A 23,956-nucleotide genomic window follows, 5' to 3' on the forward strand; every position below is an offset into this window, starting at 1 on the left:
TTATGGAGACGGGTTCTCCCTGGCAGGTGGCTGGCCGCTGCAGTTGGACACAAGAAAAGCGAAACCACCTCACCCCAAATGCTGACATGGCCTGGTAAGCTTACAGAAGCAAGGTGCCAACCATCACAAGGTAATTACCTTTTCCAAGCAGCTGTCCCTCCACCCCCAAGTACGGTAAGGAAAATTACAAAGCGGTGTAAAGGATAAAAAGAAGCTGTCCGCCACGGGACAGCTTCTTAATCTTACTTACTTCACATAATTTTCCTTTACAACAGTCGCACAGCGCAGGCAAAGTGTCGGATGCTCGCTGTCCTGGCCGACTTCCGGTGTCACAATCCAGCAGCGCTCACACGTTTCACCTTCTGCCTTTCTCACCACAACGGCCGTATATTCATACTTCTGCGCCTCTGCAGGTGCCGCTTCCATCGTGCCGGCTACGTCCACAGCGGATACGATGAACAACTGCTTCAAGTCTTCCTTCACAGAGTCAAGCAGCACCTTCATATCAGCAGTTGGGTACAGCGTGATGGCGGCATTTAAGGACTTGCCGATTACCTTTTCGTTCCGCGCAAGCTCCAGCGCCTTCAGCACATCATCACGCAGCTGCAGGAAAGCATCCCATTTCTGCTTCAAATCAGCCGCATTTGGTACTTCCGTTACTTCCGGCATATCTGTCAGCTGGGCACTCTCTTCTGTGACGCCCGGAACATAGCCCCAAACCTCATCCGCTGTATGCGGCAGGATCGGCGCCACCAGCTTCGTCAATGCCGCCAGCGTTTCATACATGACAGTCTGGATTGCACGACGGTCGCGGTTATCAGCCGCTTCAATGTACAGAATATCCTTCGTGAAATCAAGATAGAATGCACTCAAATCAATGGTGCAGAAGTTGTTGACCGCGTGATAGATGCCTGCAAATTCATATGCTTCATAGGAATCCTTCACCTTGCGGATCAGATCATTCAGCTTCACCAGCATATACTGGTCCACTTCACGCAATTCCGCAACAGGCATGGCGTGCAGAGCAGGATCAAAGCCGGCCAGGTTGCCCAGCAGGAAGCGGAAGGTATTGCGAATTTTCCGGTATACCTCTGCCACCTGCTTTAGGATGGCATCAGAGATACGTACATCAGATTGGTAATCAACAGATGCCACCCACAGACGCAGAATGTCCGCACCGAGCTGATCCATGATCTTTTGCGGCACAACAATGTTGCCCAATGATTTACTCATTTTATGCCCTTCGCCGTCGAGCACGAAGCCGTGACTGAGCACACCTTTATAAGGCGCTTTGCCTGTTACAGCTACAGCCGTGGAAAGAGAAGAGTTAAACCAGCCGCGATATTGGTCAGAGCCTTCCAGGTACAAGTCTGCCGGACGCTGCAGATCGTCACGCTCCTCCAGCACTGCCTGATGGGAAGAACCGGAGTCAAACCAAACATCCATGATATCTGTTTCTTTACGGAAAACACCGTTCGGGCTGCCCGGATGTGTAAAGCCTTCCGGCAGCAAATCCTTTGCTTCACGCTCAAACCAGATGTTGGAGCCATGTTCACGGAACGATGCTGCTACATGGTCAATTGTCTCATCCGTGATGATGGAGTCTCCATTTTCAGCATAGAATACTGGAATTGGAACACCCCATGCACGCTGGCGGGAAATACACCAGTCGCCGCGGTCGCGCACCATGTTGAATAGGCGCGTTTCGCCCCATGCCGGCACCCATTTCGTTTCCTGGACAGCCTCCAGCAATTCGTTGCGGAATGCCTCAATGGAAGCAAACCATTGCGCAGTGGCACGGAAGATGATTGGTTTCTTCGTTCTCCAGTCATGCGGGTAGCTGTGTGTGATAAAGCCCATCTTCAGCAGCGCACCAGCTTCCTTCAGCTTCTCTACAATCGGCTTATTTGCCTCATCATAGAACAAACCTTCGAAGCCAGGGGCATCCTTGGTCATGCAGCCCTTGTCATCCACCGGACAAAGCACCTCAAGGCCGTACTTTTGCCCCACGATAAAGTCGTCTTCCCCGTGTCCCGGCGCAGTATGCACGCAGCCTGTGCCGGCATCTGTTGTTACGTGCTCGCCAACCATGACGAGGGAATCACGTCCGTACAATGGATGCACAGCAATGATGTTCTCCAGTTCAATGCCTTTTACAGTCTTCACAACCTGCGGATTCTCCCAGCCGATTGTGTTCGTCACAGACTCAAGCAGCGCAGAAGCAACTACATACTTTTCATCTTCCACTGCCACGACACTGTACTCCAAGTCAGGATGCAGGGAAATTCCGAGGTTTGCCGGAATGGTCCAAGGCGTTGTTGTCCAGATAATGAATTTCTCGTCACCCTCCAGGACACCTTTGCCGTCACGGACAGCGAATGCCACATAAATGGAAGGAGATTTCTTATCCTTATACTCAATCTCTGCTTCCGCCAACGCAGATTCACTTGTCGGGGACCAGTATACAGGCTTCAGGCCCTTGTAAATATAGCCTTTTTTCGCCATGTCGCCAAATACCTTGATTTGTTGGGATTCGTACTCCGGCTTCAGTGTGATATATGGATTCCACCAGTCACCGCGTACGCCCAGGCGCAGGAATTGCTCGCGCTGGCGGCCGATTTGCTCATAAGCATACTCTTCACACAGCTTGCGGAATTCCGCTACTGTCATTTCTTTACGCTTGACGCCTTTGTTGGTCAAAGCCTGCTCAATCGGCAGACCGTGCGTATCCCAGCCCGGCACGTATGGTGCACAATAGCCGTTCATGGACTTGTAGCGGACGATAAAGTCTTTCAGCACCTTGTTCAAGGCATGGCCCATGTGAATATCGCCGTTCGCATATGGAGGGCCATCGTGCAATACGAATAGCGGACGTCCCGCTGTGCGCTCCTGTACCTTCTTATAGATATCCATCTCTGCCCATTTCGTCTGCACATCCGGCTCGCGCTTCGGCAGATTGCCGCGCATCGGAAATTCCGTCTGCGGCATCAATAATGTTTCTTTGTAATCCATTGTCAGATGCTCCTTTCTTTTCTACAAAACAAAAAGAGACCCACTCATCCCCAGAAAGGGACGAGAGAGTCTCCCGCGGTACCACCCTAATAAATATGGCACAGCCATATCCGCTTATATTCGTAACGTGAATGAACGCCAGCGCTTACTGTCAGTTCAGCGCGGAACTCCAGGGTGATATTCCTTCTTCTTCTTATCTCGGGCTTCCACCGTCCCCGATTCGCTGTATAAGGTATAAAGAAGTACTTGTCCCTATCTCTGTTTTTTCCAGTTGTTTTGCTATTATTGAATTATATGAAATTGAAGCAAAAACGTCAAGCTTACAGGGATTGTTCCTGCTTCAGCAGCTCAGATTCCTCCAACTCCAGCAGCTTGTCCCAGTCATCATTGTTCAGCATGTCGAGCTGCGCCTCCAGCAGCATACGGAAGCGCGTACGGAACACCTTCGATTGCTTCTTCAATTCCTCGATGTCAAAAGCAACCTTGCGGGACTTCACCAACGCCTCATTAATGATGCGGTCCGCATTTTTCTCCGCTTCGCGGATAATCAGCTTGGACTCCTTTTGCGCATTGCGCTTTACATCTTCTGCTGCCTCTTGTGCAATCAGAATCGATTTGTTCAGTGTATCTTCAATGCTGGAGAAATGGTGCAGACGCTGCTCCAGCTCCGCCACGCGGTCCTCCAGCTGCTTCTTCTCACGGATAATCAGTTCATAATCCTTGATGACCTGATCCAAAAACTCATTTACTTCATCCTCATCATAACCGCGGAATCCCCGGCCAAATTCCTTGTTATGGATATCTAATGGTGTTAACGGCACAAATGCCACCTCCAAGTAGTCTTATGGTTCTATTTTTCGCTATAGTTGTTTTCGACAAAGTTAGATGCTTTCCTGCTTACATGCTATTTATTTTAGGAGACCGTATGAAATCTTCCACTTATCCTTCTTGGACTTTCCGTCAACAGACATCAGCTTGCCCCGTCCGTATCCGCGCACCGACAGCATGTCACCGGAAAAGCATTCATAGGAGGTCTGCTCCACCACCTTCCAGTTCACCTTCACCACACCGCCTTTGATAAGCGTCTGTATCTTTTGGCGCGAGACATTGAACAGTTCCGCCGCCAGCACGTCCAGGCGGAGAGAAGAGACTGTTCCTGTGTTCTCCTCCCAGACTTCAGTAAGCTGGATTGCTTCCTTTGCTGCTTTTACTGTTACCTTTGCCCGGCCGATGGACTGCAGGTTTGCGGCAATATAGTCGCTGACCTCCCGCGCTGCCACAATTTGCGCCCGCTCATCCTGAATGAGAATATCTCCGTACTTTTCACGCTTCAGCCCCAGCGACATCAACGCGCCAAGCACTTGCCGGTGCTCGATTGTATAAAATTTTGCAGGGTATTCCACCTCCAGCAACTGCAGCTGAAACTCCTCTTCAAGCGGCTGCAGATAGGCTGGATAAATCAGAGCACGCCGGCGCTCAGCCTGCGGTGCGGCACCCGAGAAAGCAACTGCCGCATCCGCTTGCGCGCCAATCAGCATGCTGATAATTTGCTGCTCGCGCGGGTCAAGAAAGTCGGTGAGCTTTACCTTATGATAGTGCTCGGCAGCATCCTTCCACTCCAGCACTTTGTCGACAAACACCGCCTCCTCAGGGCGGAAATGATCATAAATACTCATGCAGCTTCTCCTAGTAGAAAATCCTGATTAGAAGGTTGTATAGGCCTGCCTTCGCGAAACGCAGCGCAATAATGGCAACAATAGGCGAGATATCTATCATGCCGATCGGCGGAATAAAGCGGCGGAACGGCTCCAGATACGGCTCGCAAATGCGGGCCAAAAACACTCCAAACCCGGAATTCCGGGCATTCGGAAGCCATGACAGCAAAATGTATACAATCAAGGCGTAGTAGTATATATCGAACAATGTCAGCAATACCTGAGCAATCATGCAGTCTACCACCTCTTATTTGTGTTGTTCTTCTATTCTCCGAGCAACTCTGAAATCGCGCCCACAATATCCACGTTTTCCGGGGTACAAATGAAGGTTTTGATGCCCAGTTTTTGAATATCTCCGCCAATGGCGTACGTAGTGCCACTCAGAAAATCCACCATGCGGAGCGCCTGGTCAGCCTGCATCCGCTGCAAATTGATGACAACCGCGCGCCGGTTCTTCAAATGGTCTGCAATCCCCTGCGCTTCCGAATAGGTGCGCGGCTCAAGCAGCATAACCTTTGCACTTTTTTTCACCTGCTCCAGGCTGACTACGTTTTGCTTTGGCTGCGCCTTTGCCAGCGGAATTTCTTCATCCATACGTTCCTGCTCCTTTTCTTGTTCATACAGCAACGCGACTGCCTTCTCTTCAGGTGTATCCCAGAAAAAGTCTTTCACCTTTGAACCCCAGCTCATGCTTCTCCCTCCTGCTCTGTTCCGACAAGGACTGTGCCAAGCCGAACATATGTGGCTCCTTCCTCCACAGCAATCACAAAATCATTCGACATTCCCATTGAAAGCTCCAAGCACGGCGCATGAGGCAGCTGAAGGGCCTGTACGTCCTCCTGCACCCGGCGCAATGTGCGGAAGCAAGCGCGAATCGTGTCCTCGTTCTCCGTGTAAGGGGCCATGGTCATAAGGCCGATTACTTCAATCTTCGGATATGCGGCAAGCTCCTTCACAAACGCGGCTGCCTCCTCCGGCGGAAGACCCTGTTTGGACTCTTCAGCTGATGTTTTCACCTGCACAAAGCAGCGTACGGTATGCTCCGCCCGCTTATGAATTTCCTGCGCCAGCGACAAGCGGTCCAGAGAGTGCAAATAATCCAGTTTATCCACAACCTCTTTCACCTTTCTTGTCTGCAGCGAGCCGATGAAATGCCAAATGGCATCTGTCCCAATTTCCTTATGCTTAGGCAGCAGCCCTTCACTTCGGTTTTCACCGAGGTGTTTGACACCTGCCGCCAATACTTCTTTCGTCTTGTCCATCCCCACTGTCTTCGTGACTGCGACAATGGTTATTTCCTCCGGAGAACGCCCTGCGCGTCTGCATGCTTCGGCAATTTGCTGCTGCACCTGCTGCAACCTCTTTTGTATCGTCACTGCCCTGCCTCCTTAAATCCAATAAAGCTCAGCATTCTCCCCGTCTGCCCCCGGTCTCTTCGGTGCGAGAAGAACATGCTCTCACAGCTTGTACAACGGGAGGATACGAGAATCTCGTGCACACCGGCCTGCTTGCAAATCAGGGCATTCAGCTCTTTCAAATCCAGTGCATACTGGCCCGGTGAGAGCTGGCGGTACGGCACCTCTTCAACCACCTGCTTTGCCGCATCCAGGACACGGTCATCCACCACATAGCAGCAGGCCCCGATTGCCGGGCCGATGGCTACATGAATATCACCCGCCTGCACGCCGGCTGCCTCCCATTTTCGAATCATTTCCAGGGCAATTCCCTGAACTGTCCCTTTCCATCCGGCGTGTGCCAGGCCGATGAAGGAATGGGAGGGCGCATAAAAATAAAGCGGCACACAATCCGCATAGCATGAGGTAAGCAAAACATTTTGCTCATCTGTGTAGATGCCGTCTGTACCTGGAATGCCATCCTCATAGGCATATACCCCTTTTCCGGCATCGGCGGCACCTGTACGCGCCACCTTGCTTCCGTGCACCTGCTCTGAACAAATCCATGTATGTAATGGGAACTGAAGGCGGGAGGCCAAACGGCGGCGGTTCTCATGCACCGCTGTCTCCTCATCCTTCACATGAAGACCTAAATTCAGAGAAGTGAACGGCGCCTCGCTCACTCCTCCCTCTCTCGTTGTAAATCCTGCTAAGATGGAGTACTGTTCCCATGCCCGTAACCGCAAGATGCCGTCTTCATACTGAAATGGCTCTTGTTTCATTCGACAGACCCCTCATTTCCCTGCAAGTATGGCACTTCTTGTCTATTTTACCATACTTTCATTTTTCCCTAATGATATCACAAAAAAAAGAGGAACATGTAACATTTTTCATGAAATTGTCGGAGTTTGTGATGGTTCGGCAGGCTGATAGCTTTGCTGAACCCGAACAAGGATGACATCTTCGCCGATCTTGACAATTTGCTTCCATGGAACGACAATTTCCTCACCTTTCCCAAATAAACCAAGGGCCTTGCCCGGCTTGGCAATCACAACCGCCCGTATCTTCCCTGTTTGCAAATCGATATCGATATCACCAATGTTGCCAAGCCGTTTGCCGTCCGCCACATTTACAACGTCCTTTGTCTGAAATTCCGAAATCCGGATCATGCTGCTCACCCTCTCCTTTTATAACCAATATATGAGACACGGTGCCGGCATATGAAATAGAAACTCGCATCGCCCTTTCAACTGTATCTCTGGCACATGATCTCCCCAGAAAAAAGAGGGGCTGAATGAAAAGGTTGTCGCGCAACCTTCTCATTCAGCCCCTTTTCCTTACCCTTGAATGGTTTTATTCATTTGCTTAATCGCCGATTTTTCAAGACGCGAGACCTGCGCCTGGGAAATGCCGATTTCCTCAGCGACCTCCATTTGTGTTTTCCCCTGAAAGAACCGTTTGCGGATGATCATCTTTTCCCGTTCATTCAGACGCTTCATCCCCTCTTTCAACGCGAGCTCCTCCACCCATTGCTCATCGCGCTGCCTGTCATCGCTGAGCTGGTCCATGACAAAAATCGGATCGCCGCCGTCGTTGTAAATCGGCTCAAACAAAGAAACAGGGTCCTGAATTGCATCGAGCGCGAACACAATCTCTTCATGTGTCACTCCCAACACCTCAGCAATATCCATGGCTGTCGGTTCCTTGGAGTTCTCAGCCATCAGCTTTTCCCGCACCTGTAAAGCTTTATATGCAATATCCCGCAGCGAGCGGGACACGCGAATGGGGTTATTGTCACGCAAATAGCGCCGGATTTCCCCAATAATCATCGGTACAGCATACGTTGAAAATTTTACATTTTGGCTCAGGTCAAAGTTGTCAATGGATTTCATAAGACCGATGCAGCCGACCTGGAACAAATCATCAACAAACTCCCCCCGATTGTTGAAGCGCTGAATGACGCTCAGCACAAGGCGGAGATTGCCGTTGACAAGCTTTTCTCTTGCGCTTGTGTTGCCGGCTTGCATTTCATGGAACAGCTTTCTCATTTCGTCGTTTTTTAGTACTGGAAGTTTAGATGTGTCCACACCGCAAATTTCTACTTTGTTCCTTGTCACTGTCTTACCTCCTACTGGGAGTTGCTGTACAAAGTAAAGTATCTCCTCAGTAGGGAATTTTATGCACCGGCTGTCCTACACCATCTTGTTGAACTCTTTCCGCAACCGCTTAATAATCCGCTTCTCCAGGCGGGAAATGTAGGACTGTGAAATGCCAAGCATATCAGCTACATCCTTCTGCGTTTTCTCCTCGCCGCCATCCAATCCGAAGCGGAGCTCCATGATTTGCTTTTCCCGTTCATTCAGCTGATGCAGCGCCTTCAACAGCAAATGGCGGTTCACATTTGCCTCCAGATCTTTTGTAATAATATCATCCTCTGTTCCCAGCACATCGGAAAGCAAGAGCTCATTGCCGTCCCAATCAATATTCAATGGTTCATCAAACGAAACCTCCGAGCGGTTCTTATTGTTGCGCCGCAAATGCATGAGAATTTCATTTTCAATACAGCGGGACGCATATGTGGCCAGTTTGATTTTCTTCTCGGGGTTGAAGGTATTAACCGCCTTAATTAAGCCAATCGTCCCGATGCTGATGAGGTCTTCAATATTGATCCCCGTATTCTCAAATTTCCTCGCTATGTAGACAACGAGGCGCAGGTTGCGCTCAATGAGGAGCGAACGTGCCACCTCATCGCCGCTCGGCAGCTTCCGCAGCAGAATTTCTTCCTCTTCCTTCGTCAGCGGCGGCGGCAGCGCCTCGCTCCCGCCGATATAATAAATTTCATCGGTCTTAATTCCGAGCTTCCATAATAATTTATACCATAGATAAGTGATGCGCAGCTTCCACTTTGCCAAAGGGTTCCCTCCTTCAATTCGTTCCAATCCGATTGCCCAATCAAGCTGTAATGCTGCCTGCGGTCAGCAGGAGCTTTGGATGAAGAATACATTCGTATTCACGGTCGGCGGACAGGGTGGTATGTGTGATTCCGATCAGCACTCTCTGGACGGACAGCACCTCGCCGTCCTTATGGATCCGGATGCAGTCCGGCTTTACTGCCAGCAGAAAAGAGTTGCTCTGTCCCACGCCTCGATATGGAATCATCCGCAAGCGCGTCAACCAATCGTCCTCTTCGGGAGCATCCTGAAACCGATGCGGCTCCTTCGCCTGCTCCAGCAGCCAAGTCGGAAACAGATCTCCGGTACAAGCAGCCTCCACAATCATGACCGGAGTTTTCGTGATGGGATCATACAGTTGGTTGCCGCTGTCAATCAGGGCTTTTATTTGTTTGACCTTCTGCCCTACGACAAGCTCAACCTGGACCATCTGGTCAAATCGAATGTGGGTAATTTCAACATGCTCAATCCGTTTCTTGGAGAAGTAATAGGCAGCAGGGACGCCAAGCAGCACAAACACCCAACTGACAGGATCCCCGAAGGAAATGGTACTGGTTGAAACCATCCCGCCAAGCAGCGGACTCGTCTGCAAAAAGAAATGAAACCCGATTAATCCGCCTCCCACCATAAAGGTTACAAAGTAAAACATGAGAAGAATTTGAATAAAAGTGCGAAACCTGGTGAACCCAAACGTTGTATACACAATGAAAAACGAGTACAGCAGCTTCATGAGCGGATGGGTCATCACCTGCGCCCATGGGGTGAAGGCGAAGATAACGATAGAGGAGCCAATCAGCGCCCCTGCCAGCAGCCGCCACCGCTTCACCCTTTGCTTCAGGATCGCTGCGGTCAGCAATAACAGCGCCAAGTCAATTCCCGCATTCAACAGCCAAACCATGTCGGCATAGACAACCAACTACTCACCCTCTTTTGGCATTGGTTGACACAAGTATAGCGCACCTTCCATGGGAAAGTGTGTCAGTTTCCGCTGTGTTTTTCCCTCTTATTTTGCGGTTTCCCCCCGAAAAGCGGAAGCAGCCCGCTTAGCCATCCGAAGGGAAGGTTCCCCGGCCGAAAAAGTGCTTTTTGCCTTTTTGTGCCGGGGGTTCTTCCCTGGCAGATGGCTGGCTGCAGCAGCTGGACACCAGAAAAGCGGAGGGGACTCGCCCGGCTTCCAGAAGGGAGGTTCTGGCACCTAAAAGGCGCTTTTTGCCTTTTATGGGGACAGGTTCTCCCTGGTTGTTGCCAGTCCCCGCAGCTGGACACCAGAAAAGCGGAGGGGCTCGCCCGGCTTCCAGAAGGGAGGCTCTCCGGCACAGCTGAACATAAAAAGAGCGAAGGCCTCTGGCCCTCGCTCTTTCCTTGTATTTATCGTCTGCGGCGGTTGCGCAAAAACGCCGGGACGTCCAGGTCGTCCTGTTGTGTATTGCGGTCATACACCGGCTCTTCCCGCTTTACCTCGCGCGGCTTTGGCTGCGGTGCTGCCGGAGCCGGCTGCGGTGTGCTTACTGCAGAAGGACGAATGAGTGGCTTTGGCGGCTGCAGGGACATACTGTCATCGAAGCCTGTTGCGATTACAGTCACCACAATCTCATCCTTGAGGTTTTCGTTAATAACGGAACCGAAAATCATGTTCACTTCCTGATCAGAAGCGGATGCTACAATGTCCGCCGCTTCCTGCACTTCGTACAAGCTCAGGTTCGTGCCTCCTGTAATATTCATCAGCACACCCTGCGCCCCGTCAATGGAGGTTTCCAGCAATGGGGAAGAGATGGCGCGTTTAGCCGCTTCAGCAGCACGGTTTTCACCTGTCCCCACTCCGATTCCCATTAAGGCAGATCCTTTATTGGACATGATTGTTTTCACGTCTGCAAAGTCAAGGTTAATCAAGCCCGGCACCGCAATCAAGTCGGAGATGCCTTGAACCCCTTGGCGCAGTACGTTATCCGCTTCACGGAACGCTTCCAGCATCGGAGTGTTCTTATCCACAATTTCAAGAAGACGGTCATTTGGAATGACAATGAGCGTATCCACATTTTCTTTCAGTGCGGCAATTCCGGCTGCTGCCTGCGTTGCGCGCTTGCGGCCTTCAAATGTAAACGGACGCGTCACAACACCTACCGTCAATGCTCCAAGCTCTTTCGCCACCTGGGCAATGACAGGCGCTGCACCTGTACCCGTTCCGCCGCCCATGCCGGCGGTCACAAATACCATATCCGCGCCGCGCAGCGCTTCTTGAATCTGCTCCTTGCTCTCCTCAGCGGCCTTCTTTCCCACTTCCGGGTTGGCGCCGGCACCAAGTCCACGCGTCAGCTTTGCGCCGATCTGCATTCTAATTTCCGCTTTTGATAGGTTTAAAGCCTGCGCATCCGTATTCACAGAAATAAAGTCCACGCCCTGCACGCCATGTTCAATCATGCGGTTTACGGCGTTGTTGCCGCCGCCGCCCACACCGATCACCTTTATATTAGCCAATTGGTCTTGCATCATATCAAACTCTAACATATTCAAATCCCCCTAGAACTCCATTTTTACTTCCGTATCTCAATCCCACAAATAGCGGATCATTTTTTTCATCTTGGACAAAACGGGTGCGTCCTCACGCTGTTGCTTCACCTGCTGCTTTGTTTGCTGCTGCGGTGCTGCTGCCACAGGAGGCTGCGGTCTCCGGTCAAAGGCTTCCTGCTTCTCCTGTACAACCTTGCCCCGCAGCTTCGCTTTTTGGTACGAGTGCCGGATCATGCCTACTCCCGTTGTATATTGGGGCTCACGTACGCCGATGTAGTCGGGGGATGCAATTCTCACATTATGATTCAAAACATCCTGTGCCAAGTCCAGCATACCGGGCATGGCAGCAACGCCGCCCGTCAGCACATATCCGCCGGGAAGCTGTTTCACTCCAGCCCTGCGCAGCTCCTGCTGCACCAGCAGCAGCATTTCTTCTGCCCGGGCTTCAATGATATCCGCCAGCTCCAGCTGAGAATATTGCTCAGTGTACTCACTGCCCATGATTTGCACATTGAACAGCTCGTCCTCAGAAGCGGTGTCATAGAAGGCATGTCCATGCTTCAGCTTCACACGCTCTGCATTCTCTGTGGACGTCTTCATAACAATGGCAATATCCTTCGTAATATGTTCGCCGCCAATCGGAAGAATGCTTGCCGCCTTCAGTTCGCCATCCTGAAAGAATGAGAGTGTTGTGGAGCCTCCGCCAATATCAACGAGCGCCACCCCCATGTTCTTTTCATCCTTTGAAAGCGCCAAGCTTGCCGCCGCCAACGGCTGCAGAGAAATATCCGCAACCTCAAGTCCTGCTCTTTCCACACAGCGCAGCAAATTATGTAGCAATGTTTTGGAGCCTGTGACCAATGTTCCTTCCATTTCCAAGCGTACGCCAATCATGCCACGCGGGTCATTAATTTCATCCAGCCCATCGACAATGAATTGCTGCGGCACCACTTCAATGATTTCCCTCTCTGGAGCAATGGAGACAATCTGTGCCGCTTCCAGCACGCGCAGCACATCTTCGTTGCCGATTTCCCGATTCTCATTCGAAACAGCCACGACCCCATGACATGGAAGAAGCTGTACCTGATTGGCACTCACGCCGACAACAATACGGTCAATGTGCATGCCCACCATTCTCTCAGCCTGCTCAATTGCTTTCTTAATGGATTGTACAGTTTCATCTATGTCAACAATAGAGCCTTTTTTCAACCCGCTCGATTTTACATTTCCGACGCCAATAATGTTTAAGGCCTCGCCGACCATTTCGCCAATGATGACCTTAACATTGGATGTACCGATGTCAAGACTAACATATGTTTCGCTGCTGTTCATTCTTTGGCACCTCCTTCTCATTTATACCTTGGTCCATCATCTATTGAACAACAATCGTGTCTCTGCATTTATAAGAAAAATATTCAACGTTTCCATACGTTCTCCTTTTTTTATAGGATATTTTTCTTATTTTTGTTTCGCTGCAGTGCGCCTTGCCAGCAGCAGCCGGCGAATGACAGCAATATTTTGGAATAATCTGACACCAAATGCGAAGATTGCTGCTAGATATAAGTCTACACCAAGATGTACTCCCAGAAAAGCTAAACTTGCAGCTAAGATTATATTAAAAAAGAAACCCGAAATAAACACAGCCTCGTCATACATGTTCTGCAAATGGGCGCGAATTCCGCCGAATAGTGTATCCAGCGCCGCAAGAAGCGCAATGGATAAATAATTGGAATATTGCTCAGGAATTGTAATATTGGAGCTTAGTCCGAGAAACACCCCGAGAATGATTCCTAAAATTGGCAGCCACATATCACTTGTCCCCGCTTTCTTTTTTTACTTCCCGCATTTCCGGCAGACGTACAGGACGGCTGGACGGGCGCAATATCAAATGCTCTTCCTTCGTCATTGTCAGTTCAATATTGTCAATGGCGAAATAATCAAAGGAGCTCGATACCTTCATTCGGTCATACAGCTTCTGTGCATCCCCTGAAATCACCTCAATATCCATGGGCAAGGCCGGCAGCGGTGCGCCGTTTACACTGAGGCGCCCGTTGATTTCCCGGATTGGCGTTGTCAGCACGATACGCTGATCGGCAATTTGGATCGCCCCGGCCCCATACGTATACAGCTCATTCACCAAACGCTGCAGCAGCTGCGGCGATAACACCGGAACAGCCCCCACTCCTCCGGGAAGCAGCGGCGCCAAGTGCAGCCGGATGCCCGGCCCCGTCTTTTCCGTCAGACCGGCCCGCTCCCGCAGCTCCTGCACAGTTTCCTGCAGCGCGGCTTCCTTTCCTTCCTGCAGCTTCTGTTCATAGCCTTCCAACTGGCGCCGGTATTTCCGCTCCTCCTGCAGCAAATGCACCTGCGCTTCCTGCTCAACCTTCAAGCGTTCCTTCAGCTGCCATTCATCCCGCGTATCAACGGTGTCCGGCTGCTGCAGGGTTTGGTACTGGACCGCCAGCATAAATCCGATAATAACTGAAATGAGCGTAAAGCTCTTTGTAGTCCGCTTCACGACTTGCCACCCTTCGCATTCGTCTTTTCGTAATATGCCTCCAGCACAAGATTGTCTTTTGTCTGCAGTTTTACGATTACATTATCCTGCAGCAGCTGCTCCACAACGCCGCCGCGTATGTTCAGTGCCTTGTCCAGCACGCCGGCATCGCCGATTGCGGCAATGACAAAGGGAGCCGGATGCTCAACCCCGTCCACCGTAATAACAGGCCCATTGCAGGTCACATAAGACCCGGCTGTAAGGCGCTGGCCATTAATGGCAATGCCGTTGGCACCGGCAGCATACAATTCATGGAGGACGGACTGCACGTGGACATCGTGGACGATATAGCTATTGGCATTTTTATCTCCAGGTGCCTTCGCGGAATCTGCCAGCGTGATTTCAATCCCCGGTCCCTGCACCTTCACTTCACCAAGATACATGCGCAGCTGCTCTGCTTCTGCCACTGTTTCAGACAGCTTCCCCTCCTGGGCCGCCAGCTGCTTTTCCTCCTTGCGCACCTTCCCCTGCAAAGAGGCCACACTCCGTTCCAATACGGTATTTTCCTTTTCCTGATCAATCAACATGGTACGAAGCTTGTACTCGCGATCCCAATTGCGCCCCTCTTTTTCGTGGGCCTCCTTTTTTGAAGTGAAAACATAGGAGTAGGACAGCATAAATCCAAGTACAAGACAAACAAGCGACAGCAGTACATGATGTCCCTTAACCTTCATTTTTCTTTCCCTCCGCGCCAATCCGCTCGATATACGCGCCCATTTCAAGATGAATGAGCACATGCTCCCCCGGTTTGATATTCTGCAGAATTAACGGGTACGGCTCCATTTTATTAGCCAAATCCCGGACTGTGGCCATAACCTGATATCCTTCGTTCATATAGAGGCGGATACGCAGCGGGTCAGACGGCTTCGGCTCCAAGTGGATTTCTGAGATGGAACGAAAAATGCCAGCAGGCATGCGGTCCAGCTCGCCAGCCAAATCCTTCAGCACCGCTTCCTCTTCCATATTTGCCAGCAGGGGCGCCGATACAGGAAGCTTGCGGTCCGGCAATGCCCCCAGCATCCGGCCGTTCCCCAATACGGGAACAAGCTTTCCCTCCCGTTCCACATACCCGGCTGTTTTATACTCCTCAATCACAATATCCACCTGATGCCAAAAGCGCTTGCTCACCTTGGCCTTTGCCACAGTCGGCTGCTGCTGCAGCTTTTGTTCTGCATCTGCCGGATTGATGAGGAAATAGCTTGTTTCATATGTAATGCCAGCTATCTTCATTGCAGCTTCTTTACTCATGTAATGGCTGCCTTTGATGTGAACGCCGGAAACATTGCTGAATGGCGATCGAAAATACACAACAACCAGGACAAGAAGGAACAAGACAGACAGGTACAGAACAAGTCTGCGGTTCTCCTTCTTCTTGCCCGGCTTCTTGCCGCTTTGCTTCTGAATTCTTGGCATTCGATCCGCAAGCTGAACGACCTTCGTATCCTTCATGATAAGCTCCCCCACTTATATAACGTAAAGAACGGCATGAAAGCATGCCGTTCCATTTTCTATATTATAGCATACAAGCCAAAAAACGGATGGGTGTTCTACTGCCTTCCAATGATTTCTACTTCTGTATGCATGTCAACGCCAAATTGTTCGCGGATTGTGTTTTGGATGAAAGCAATCAAGTCCAAAACATCTTGTGCGGAAGCAGTTCCGGTATTCACAATAAAGTTGCCATGCAAATCCGAGATTTTGGCTCCGCCAATTTGATAGCCCTTCAGGCCGGCCCGTTCGACCAGGTTGCCCGCGTAGTCAGGGAGCGGATTGCGGAAAATGCTTCCTGCGCACGGATGGTCCCATGGCTGTGTCACACGGCGATAGTCTTTATTTTTTTGCATCAACGCGCTTGTTTCTGCACGTGTGCCCTCCTGTAATTGCAATTCTGCTTCCAGTACAACTCCCGGCCGCTTCTTTTGCAGCACAGATGTACGATAAGAGAACTCCAGATCTTCATTTGTCAGCCACTCCATCGTACCATCCGCAAACAGAATGAGTGCGCGTGAGACAATATTGGCCATATCCGACTGGTGCGCTCCGGCATTCATATAGACAGCTCCGCCGACACTTCCTGGAATTCCGCTTGCAAACTCCAAGCCTGCCAAGCCCTGCCGGCTTAACAGTGTGGCCAGCTTAACCAGTGGATATCCGCTGCCCACACGTACTGTTGTGCCCTGTACCTCTAAAGAATTCAAGCCCTCGCCGAGCTTAATGACAATGCCGGCAATGCCCTTATCTGATACAAGCAGATTGGATCCGCGTCCGATGGCTGTCCACGGCATATGATGGGCTTTCGCAAGCTGCAGGGTTTTTCGGACACCTTCCACTCCGTTTGGAATTACCATAATGTCGGCCGGGCCGCCAATCTTCATTGTTGTATGGCGGGATAATGGCTCCCGCACGAGCACCTTTCCAACCTGCGCGTCCTGCAGTTCTTTTACGACTTGTTCCAAGATGCGTTCCCCCTTCTTTCCTGACCCGCTTTTCTATACTAATATGCAGGGCGTTCACCTAACGTTATTTTCTCGGCAATCGTTTCATTCGTTTTATAGTTGCTTCTGCGTTCCGGGCAAGAATATATCGGACTCTCTTGTCTGGTACGTTCTGATTACTTTTGTACTCGGAATTAAGATACTTGGTTTGCGGCGCGCTGTCAACTGCAGCTCCTGCGGTGCAGCCGCAAGCGCATGGCCGGATCAAATAAAAAAGCCCTGTCAGCAAAAACAGGGCTTTTAGTAACGCGAGTGACGACTTATATTCAGCAACACTCCGACACCCATGAGCATGAGGGTAAGGCTCGACCCGCCGTAGCTCAGGAACGGCAAGGTGATGCCTGTCACCGGCATCAGACCGGTCACAACACCAATATTAATCATAACCTGAATGGCAATCATGGAAACAATCCCAACCGCCAAAAACGTCCCATACAAATCTGGTGCGCCAAGTGCAACCCGCACACCCCGCCAAAGCAAAAGACTAAACAATAATAACACAAATGAACCGCCAATAAAACCTAATTCCTCAGACAGGATCGCAAAAATAAAGTCTGTCTGGGGCTCCGGCAAATAGAAAAATTTCTGCCGGCTCTGTCCTAAGCCGAGGCCGAATAACCCCCCCGGCCCGATTGCATACAAGGACTGGATGATTTGAAAGCCGCTCCCAAGCGGGTCGGACCACGGATCAAGGTACGAGGTAATCCGCTTCATCCGATAAGGTGCCGACAAAACAAGGCCGACAAAGCCGGCCACACCGGCCAACCCCAAAAAAGCAAAATGCATGACACGGGCACCCGCCACGAAAATCATGGCAATACATGTTCCAACCATTACCGTGCCTGTTCCTAAGTCCGGCTGCAGCATAATCATGCCAAATGCCAGGAAGACAAGACCGAGTGAAGGGATTAAGCCGTACTTAAAGGAAGTGATTGTCTTTTGCCGTTCCGACAAGAACTTGGCCAAAAATACAATCATGGCAAATTTCATAAATTCGGACGGCTGGATAGAAAATGCGCCAATGCCAATCCAGCTTCGGGCACCGCCGCGCACCATGCCGATGCCCGGAATGAGAACGAGCACGAGCAGGACAAAGCAAGTCAACAGGATGACTTTCGCATAATCGCGCCACCGCCAATAATCAATGTTCATGATGGCAAACATAGCGGCAATCCCAAGGCCGGCAAAAAGCAGCTGCCGCTTGGCAAAGAAAAAGGAATCATTGAACTTGTACGACGCCCAGACGGCACTGGCGCTATACACCATAATCATGCCGACGGTCAGCAGAGAAAGCGTGATGATGATAATGATGAAATCGGGGGTCTTTTTTGCTGGCACCTGCAACACCTCTTTGAAACAAGCTTTTTACACAACAAGGGGAGCTGCTGCTCCCCTTGTTGCATCCTCTTATACTAGCTTATGCACAGCTTGTATAAACATGTCTCCTCTGTCCTCGAAAGTCTTGAACTGATCCCAGCTCGCACAAGCCGGGGACAAGAGAATGACATCTCCTTCGTCCGAAAGTGCGTATGCTTCCGGCACTGCCTGTTCTAAAGTGTCGACACGTTTGATCGTTTTTATTCCAGCCTCCGCTGCCGTGCGCATCAGCTTGGGGGCAGTTTGCCCAAAAGTCACTAAAGCCTTTACATGGCCCAGATATGGCAACAGGTCGTCAAATTCGTTGCCGCGGTCCAGCCCGCCGGCAAGCAGAATCACCGGCTGCGTGAAGGCGGAAAGCGCCTTTTGTGTTGCGAGGATATTCGTAGCCTTTGAATCGTTGTAAAACTTGCGCTGCTCCACTGTCCCAATGTACTGTAAACGATGCTTGACACCCGTGAATGTCCGAAGCACAGCAGCAATTGCTTCGTTGGAAACACCCAGCAGCTTGGCTGCGCTCATGGCAGCCAAAATGTTTTCTAGGTTGTGCTGTCCCGGCAGCGCGATTTCTTCAAGAGCCATCACACGTTCACCGCGGAAATATAAGGCCCCGTCCTGGATGCACGCGCCGTCCGGCAGGCTCTGTCTCGTCGAGAAGAGGACAAGCCGGCCATGGCTCCGCTCTGCCAGCCGCATGACATCTGCGTCATCTGCATTTACGACACTATAGTCGTTTGGTGTTTGATTTGTAAACAGCTGCGCCTTCGCTCTTCCATACTCTTCCTTCGTGCCATGGTAGTCCAAATGCGCTTCAAACAAGTTTAACAAAATGGCAATATGCGGGTGGAAGGCTTGGATGCCCATCAGTTGGAAGGATGACAGCTCTGTTACAATCACGTTATCAGCAGTTGCCTCCTGTGCCACTTCACAAGCAACTGTGCCGATGTTTCCGGCAATCAGCGGCTGCTTCTGCCCCTCCCGCAGCATTTCAAACAGAAGTGTTGTTGTCGTGGTTTTCCCGTTTGAGCCGGTAATGCCCACAAATGGCGCTTCCGAAACGAGATATGCCAGCTCCACCTCTGTTACAACAGGAAGATTCCGGCGGACCGCTTCGGCAACAATCGGGTTTGTATACGGAATGCCCGGATTTTTTACAATCATGGCAACATCCCGTTCAAGCAGCTCCAGCGGATGAGAACCGCATACAACCTCCATTCCCGTCGCAGCCAGCTGCTGCGCCAGCAGGTTTCCATCCAACTTCACCTTATCATTTACGATGACATGCGCTCCCAGCTTATGCAGCAGGGAAGCCGCCGCATATCCGCTCTTGGCGATGCCTACAACCAACACGGTTTTTCCCGCGAACTCTTTTATCATTTTCACTTACATCCACACCTCAATATAGATTCCTAACGCCGCAAACAATACGCCGACCGCCCAGAAGGTCGTCACAACCCGCCACTCAGACCAGCCGCTCAGCTCATAATGATGGTGAAGCGGACTCATTTTGAACACGCGCTTGCCCGTCGTTTTAAAGGAAATGACTTGAATAATAACAGAGAGTGTCTCAATGGCGAACACGCCGCCGATGACGGCCAGCAGCAGCTCCTGCCTGAGCAGGATGGCGACTGCAGCCAGGGCGCCGCCCAAGGCCAGCGAGCCGGTGTCTCCCATGAACACCTTGGCCGGATGAGCATTAAACACCAGAAAGCCGAGTACGGCACCGACAACGGCCATGCAAAAAATCGCAATTTCATATTGGCCCTGATAGACGGCAATAATGGCAAATGCACCAAATGCCACCGCTGCAGTTCCGGCCAAAAGACCGTCCAGCCCGTCTGTTAAATTCACAGCATTGGAAGTTCCAACCAGAAGGAATAAGATAAGGGCAAAATAAGCCCATCCAAGCTCGACAGTTATATCTGTGCCCGGAATGCGCAGAGCCGTCGCAAATCCGTAAACCCGATGAAATACGAAAAAGACGAGGGCTATAATGACTTGTCCGAGCAGCTTTTGCTTTGATGTAAGCCCCAAATTCCGCTTCATCACAACCTTAATGAAGTCATCCAAAAACCCGATCAGCCCGTAGCCGAAGGTAACGAACAACAGAAGATACGTCTCTGCATTCATCCTGCCGAATTTCAAAACCATGAGAGCCGTTGTAATCATCAGCGAGATAAAAATGACAATACCGCCCATAGTCGGTGTCCCTGATTTTTTTTGATGTGATTTTGGTCCCTCTTCGCGGATGCTTTGTCCGAACTTCAGCCGGCGCAGGAAGGGAATAAAAAATGGCGAGAGCGCCACCGCAATTAAGAAGGCGACGCCGATTGTAATGGAAAGTCCTTGTTCAAGCATGCTGGTCCCCCTTTCTCATGCTGTTATTCGCCTGCTGTACTTGAACGCAATATTGCTTCTTTGGCCACAAGCCGGTCATCAAAATCGTAGACTTGTGCGCCGATGATTTGATATGTTTCATGCCCCTTGCCGGCAATCAAGATAATATCGTCCTTCTCCGCGAGCGCAACTGCCCGCTCGATGGCCGCTTTCCGGTCCGAAATGACCTCATATGATCCGCTTGACACACCGGCGGTCATTTCATCCAGAATGATATGCGGATCTTCACTGCGCGGATTATCCGAAGTAAAAATGGCCGTATCCGCACTGCGGGCTGCAATGGCTGCCATCAACGGACGCTTGGAGCGGTCGCGGTCGCCGCCGCATCCAACCACACAGTATACGTGCCCTTTCGCAAACTGCCGGATGGTGCCCAACGCATTCTCCAGACTATCCGGTGTGTGCGAGTAGTCCACGATTACGGTAAAATCCTGCCCGGCATCCACCAGTTCAAACCGGCCCGGAACGCCCTGCAATTTGCCGATGGCCCGCAAAATCGTTTCCAGCGGAATGCCGGATACGAGACAGGCCGCAATTGCAGCCAGGACATTATATACATTAAACTTGCCAACAAGCTTCATTTGTACACGGACATGCCCTTGAGGCGTAATCAGCGTGAACATAGTGCCGCCGCTGGTCATCTCGATATCTCTGGCCATCACATGGCTTTCGTTGTCGATTCCGTATGTAAACACTGTCGCTTGTGTACCGGCAATATAATCCTTTGTCGCGGCATCATCACTGTTGAGAACCGCATACTTTGGCCGGCTGTGATGATAGCTGTTCCCCAGCTGGGAGAACAACAGCCCCTTTGCCTGCTTATAAGCCTCCATTGTACCATGGTAATCCAAATGGTCCTGCGTCAGGTTTGTAAAAACTGCGACATCATAGTCACAGCCGTGCACCCTGCCCAAGTGAAGGGCATGCGATGAGACTTCCATGACCGCATGGGTAACCTGCTTCTCCCGCATCAGATAAAAAGCCTGTTGTAAAGCCAGTGCATCCGGCGTCGTATTCTTCGCCTCCAGCACAGTCTCGGCAACCTTAATCCCAATTGTGCCAATCAAGCCCGTTGTAACACCATGCTCACGCAGAATGTCATCAATCAGGTGCGATGTAGTGGTTTTGCCGTTTGTCCCGGTAATGCCGATCAAATGCAGTTGCTGGGTCGGCTGTCCATAAAAGAAATCCGCCAGCACAGCCAGAGCACGGCTTGAATCCTTCACGATAATGACCGGCACGTCCACCTCAAGGGGACGCTCGGCCACAATGGCGGCAGCCCCATTGGCGGCGGCCTGTGCCGCATAATCATGCCCGTCCACTGTAAATCCCGCAATGCAGACAAACAAGCTGCCTTCTTGTATTTTGCGCGAATCCATTTCAATCGCAGCAATATCCGGGTTTGCCTCCGGAAGCTGCGGGAAATCGTGCAGGCATGACAGAAGTGTGTGCAACTTCATTTTGCTGTATCCTCTCTATCTTTATCTCGTAACCCTATCGTCTGTATCCATTTGAAGGGAACTGGCTTTGCCGGCCAGATCCCTCCCTTTTTTATTAGTGTATCGGAATCAGAGGGGTTCATACTCCCTCTAATTGCCTAAATATACCCGGATTTTTGCTCCTTGCTTCACCTTCACGCCCGGGCTCGGCTGCTGAGCAATGACTTTCTTGCCCTCTCCCTTTACCTCCAGCTGCAGGTCAATCAGCTGCGTTTCCAGCTCATCACGTTCCATTCCAACTAAGTCTGGAACCTCCATAGGCACTGTATCCGGCCAAGTCAGCGCTTTTGGAATACCGCCTCCGCGCTGCTTCACGCCAACCGCCGGCAGCACATCACGCAGAATGTTGCCGACAATCGGCGCCGCGACCACGCCGCCAAACTGCACGACGCCTTTTGGATTGTCAACCGCCACATACATCACGATTTGCGGATCATCCGCCGGCGCAAAGCCGATGAAGGATACAATATAGTTTCCTTCCATATACCGGCCGTCCTTTACCTTCTGCGCTGTCCCGGTTTTGCCGCCAACGCGGTATCCCTCCAGGTAAGCCCCTTTACCGGAACCTTTGGCAACTACATTTTCCAGCGCGCGCCGCACCTGTTGGGACGTTTTCTCCGTAATCACTTGCCGCTTTGCCACCGGAGCGGTACGATCCACCACTTGCTTTGTAACAGGGTCCACAAACTCCTTGGCGATATAGGGCTGATATAAGGTGCCGCCATTGACGGCGGCGGCAACAGCAGCCACCTGCTGGATCGGCGTGACCGAAACCCCTTGTCCGAAGGCGGTCGTTGCCTGCTCCACCGGCCCGACACGCTTCAAGTCGAACAGGATGCCCCGTCCTTCCCCCTGCAAATCAATTCCCGTTTTCTGCCCAAATCCGAAGTTGCGGATATATTGGAACAACTGGTCTTTCCCCAGCCTCTGCCCCAGCTCCACAAACCCCGGGTTACAGGAATTTTGAACGACCTCCAGGAACGTCTGGTGCCCGTGGCCGCCCCGTTTCCAGCAGCGCAGCCGCGCGCCGCCCACTTCGGCAGCCCCGTCGTCATTAAAGGTGTCCTTCTCCAAATCTACTAAACCTTCATTCAAGGCTGAGGCCAAGGTGATAATCTTAAATGTCGATCCCGGTTCGTACGTGCTCCACACAGGCAAATTCCGGTTATACACCTCAGGGGCCACATTCTTATAATTGGCCGGATCAAAGGTTGGCCGGCTGGACATGGCCAGAATTTCGCCGTTTTTCGGATTCATCGCAATGGCAATGATGCCATCCGGATTGTAGGTGGCCTGCGCCACATCCAATTCCCGTTCCACAATGGTCTGCACCCGCGTATCAATGGTGAGCTTTAAATCCAAGCCATCGGTCGGCTCCTTGTAATCATCCCCGATGTTCGGCATCCGCTTGCCTTTCGCATCCGCATAAAAACGCACATGCCCCTGCTCGCCGCTCAGCTGCTTATCATAGTAGGATTCGAGGCCCATCAGCCCCTGATTGTCGATGCCGGCAAAGCCAAGCACATGTGATAAATACTTGCCAAATGGATAGTAGCGGATGGAATCCTCGGCGATGTAGACGCCCTTCAGACCAAGAGAGCGCACCTGCTTGGCCTTTTCATGCGAAATCTTGCGCCCCTCGGGACGCAGCCATTCCACAGAGGATGCCTTCGTCAGATGCTTGTAAATATCCTGTTTGGACGAGTCCAGCACGGCGGCAAGCTTCTCTGCCGTATCGGCCGGATTTTCAATCTGGCGCGGGACAACAAGAATGGACGGCGCACTTTTGTTTGTGGCCAGCTCCACTCCGTTCCGGTCCAGAATGCGGCCCCGTTCCGGCTGAAAGGGAATATTCCTGCTCCAGGAATCCTTAGCCCGGTCTGTCAGCATATTGCCAAGAAAGAATTGCACATATCCAAGACGTATATCTATGATGAGGAAGATGAGCAGTCCGCACACCAGTACAAAAATAAGTCGCTTTCGAACAGTCACATTAGACACACGCATATAAAAAGAACCTCCCCGCATTCGGCTCGTTCCAATATATGCTT

The 23,956-nt window shown here is 51.3% G+C and carries 23 protein-coding genes and 1 other annotated feature; all 23 genes read right to left on the bottom strand.

Going from position 1 to position 23,956, the window contains the following annotated elements; genetic code table 11:
• Positions 1–246 precede the first annotated feature (246 nt).
• Entirely contained in the window at positions 247–3,012 is a 2,766-nt protein-coding gene (gene ileS / locus NK662_RS17030; protein ID WP_254760146.1) for an isoleucine--tRNA ligase, read from the bottom strand.
• A gap of 53 nt (positions 3,013–3,065) precedes the next feature.
• Positions 3,066–3,280: a binding site (T-box leader), on the bottom strand.
• A gap of 52 nt (positions 3,281–3,332) precedes the next feature.
• Positions 3,333–3,833, bottom strand: coding sequence for a DivIVA domain-containing protein (locus NK662_RS17035; RefSeq protein WP_254760147.1), 501 nt, complete (start codon positions 3,831–3,833; stop codon positions 3,333–3,335).
• Positions 3,834–3,920: 87 nt separating this feature from the next.
• Entirely contained in the window at positions 3,921–4,688 is a 768-nt protein-coding gene (locus NK662_RS17040) for a YlmH family RNA-binding protein (protein WP_254760148.1), read from the bottom strand.
• Positions 4,689–4,698: 10 nt separating this feature from the next.
• A complete protein-coding gene (locus tag NK662_RS17045; protein ID WP_254760149.1) occupies positions 4,699–4,959 on the bottom strand; it encodes a YggT family protein in 261 nt (86 codons plus the stop codon).
• A 32-nt stretch (positions 4,960–4,991) separates the two neighbouring features.
• Positions 4,992–5,417: a cell division protein SepF gene (locus NK662_RS17050; RefSeq protein ID WP_254760150.1), complete on the bottom strand. Its 426-nt coding sequence runs from the start codon at positions 5,415–5,417 to the stop codon at positions 4,992–4,994.
• The gene (locus NK662_RS17055) at positions 5,414–6,103 is read right to left on the bottom strand and encodes a YggS family pyridoxal phosphate-dependent enzyme (protein ID WP_254760151.1); all 690 of its coding nucleotides are present in this window, start codon (positions 6,101–6,103) and stop codon (positions 5,414–5,416) included. The genes NK662_RS17050 and NK662_RS17055 overlap by 4 nt, the downstream gene beginning before the upstream one ends.
• Positions 6,100–6,903, bottom strand: a complete 804-nt coding sequence (gene pgeF / locus NK662_RS17060) for a peptidoglycan editing factor PgeF (RefSeq protein ID WP_254760152.1) — start codon at positions 6,901–6,903, stop codon at positions 6,100–6,102. Before pgeF ends, NK662_RS17055 begins: the two co-directional genes overlap by 4 nt.
• Positions 6,904–7,011: 108 nt before the next feature.
• Entirely contained in the window at positions 7,012–7,290 is a 279-nt protein-coding gene (locus NK662_RS17065) for a YlmC/YmxH family sporulation protein (RefSeq protein ID WP_254760153.1), read from the bottom strand.
• Between the two features lie 168 nt (positions 7,291–7,458).
• The gene (gene sigG / locus NK662_RS17070; RefSeq protein ID WP_254760154.1) at positions 7,459–8,238 is read right to left on the bottom strand and encodes an RNA polymerase sporulation sigma factor SigG; all 780 of its coding nucleotides are present in this window, start codon (positions 8,236–8,238) and stop codon (positions 7,459–7,461) included.
• Positions 8,239–8,313: 75 nt separating this feature from the next.
• Positions 8,314–9,033, bottom strand: a complete 720-nt coding sequence (gene sigE, locus NK662_RS17075) for an RNA polymerase sporulation sigma factor SigE (protein ID WP_254760155.1) — start codon at positions 9,031–9,033, stop codon at positions 8,314–8,316.
• Positions 9,034–9,073: 40 nt separating this feature from the next.
• On the bottom strand, positions 9,074–9,988 hold the full coding sequence (spoIIGA, locus tag NK662_RS17080) for a sigma-E processing peptidase SpoIIGA (protein ID WP_254760156.1): 915 nt from the start codon (positions 9,986–9,988) through the stop codon (positions 9,074–9,076).
• Between the two features lie 452 nt (positions 9,989–10,440).
• Positions 10,441–11,577, bottom strand: coding sequence for a cell division protein FtsZ (gene ftsZ / locus NK662_RS17085; protein WP_254760157.1), 1,137 nt, complete (start codon positions 11,575–11,577; stop codon positions 10,441–10,443).
• A gap of 39 nt (positions 11,578–11,616) precedes the next feature.
• On the bottom strand, positions 11,617–12,912 hold the full coding sequence (ftsA, locus tag NK662_RS17090) for a cell division protein FtsA (protein WP_254760158.1): 1,296 nt from the start codon (positions 12,910–12,912) through the stop codon (positions 11,617–11,619).
• Between the two features lie 126 nt (positions 12,913–13,038).
• Complete coding sequence (locus tag NK662_RS17095; protein WP_254760159.1) at positions 13,039–13,389, bottom strand: small basic family protein; 351 nt, start codon at positions 13,387–13,389, stop codon at positions 13,039–13,041.
• A 1-nt stretch (position 13,390) separates the two neighbouring features.
• A complete protein-coding gene (locus NK662_RS17100) occupies positions 13,391–14,098 on the bottom strand; it encodes a DUF881 domain-containing protein (protein ID WP_254760160.1) in 708 nt (235 codons plus the stop codon).
• Positions 14,095–14,811, bottom strand: coding sequence for a DUF881 domain-containing protein (locus tag NK662_RS17105; RefSeq protein ID WP_254760161.1), 717 nt, complete (start codon positions 14,809–14,811; stop codon positions 14,095–14,097). Before NK662_RS17105 ends, NK662_RS17100 begins: the two co-directional genes overlap by 4 nt.
• On the bottom strand, positions 14,801–15,586 hold the full coding sequence (locus NK662_RS17110) for a cell division protein FtsQ/DivIB (protein WP_254760162.1): 786 nt from the start codon (positions 15,584–15,586) through the stop codon (positions 14,801–14,803). The genes NK662_RS17105 and NK662_RS17110 overlap by 11 nt, the downstream gene beginning before the upstream one ends.
• 98 nt (positions 15,587–15,684) lie before the next feature.
• Positions 15,685–16,593 carry a UDP-N-acetylmuramate dehydrogenase gene (gene murB, locus NK662_RS17115; RefSeq protein ID WP_254760163.1) on the bottom strand — a complete coding sequence of 303 codons (909 nt, stop codon included), beginning with the start codon at positions 16,591–16,593 and terminating at the stop codon, positions 15,685–15,687.
• 279 nt (positions 16,594–16,872) lie between these two features.
• A complete protein-coding gene (gene spoVE, locus NK662_RS17120; protein WP_368736075.1) occupies positions 16,873–17,970 on the bottom strand; it encodes a stage V sporulation protein E in 1,098 nt (365 codons plus the stop codon).
• A gap of 69 nt (positions 17,971–18,039) precedes the next feature.
• Positions 18,040–19,392 carry a UDP-N-acetylmuramoyl-L-alanine--D-glutamate ligase gene (gene murD, locus NK662_RS17125; protein WP_254760164.1) on the bottom strand — a complete coding sequence of 451 codons (1,353 nt, stop codon included), beginning with the start codon at positions 19,390–19,392 and terminating at the stop codon, positions 18,040–18,042.
• Positions 19,393–20,367, bottom strand: a complete 975-nt coding sequence (gene mraY, locus NK662_RS17130; RefSeq protein WP_254760165.1) for a phospho-N-acetylmuramoyl-pentapeptide-transferase — start codon at positions 20,365–20,367, stop codon at positions 19,393–19,395.
• Positions 20,368–20,390: 23 nt separating this feature from the next.
• Positions 20,391–21,866, bottom strand: coding sequence for a UDP-N-acetylmuramoyl-L-alanyl-D-glutamate--2,6-diaminopimelate ligase (locus NK662_RS17135; RefSeq protein ID WP_254760166.1), 1,476 nt, complete (start codon positions 21,864–21,866; stop codon positions 20,391–20,393).
• A gap of 129 nt (positions 21,867–21,995) precedes the next feature.
• Positions 21,996–23,912, bottom strand: coding sequence for a stage V sporulation protein D (locus NK662_RS17140; RefSeq protein WP_254760167.1), 1,917 nt, complete (start codon positions 23,910–23,912; stop codon positions 21,996–21,998).
• Between the last annotated feature and the right edge of the window lie 44 nt (positions 23,913–23,956).

The sequence above is a fragment of the Ectobacillus ponti genome (assembly GCF_024294785.1).
Lineage (GTDB): Bacteria > Bacillota > Bacilli > Bacillales > Bacillaceae_G > Ectobacillus > Ectobacillus ponti.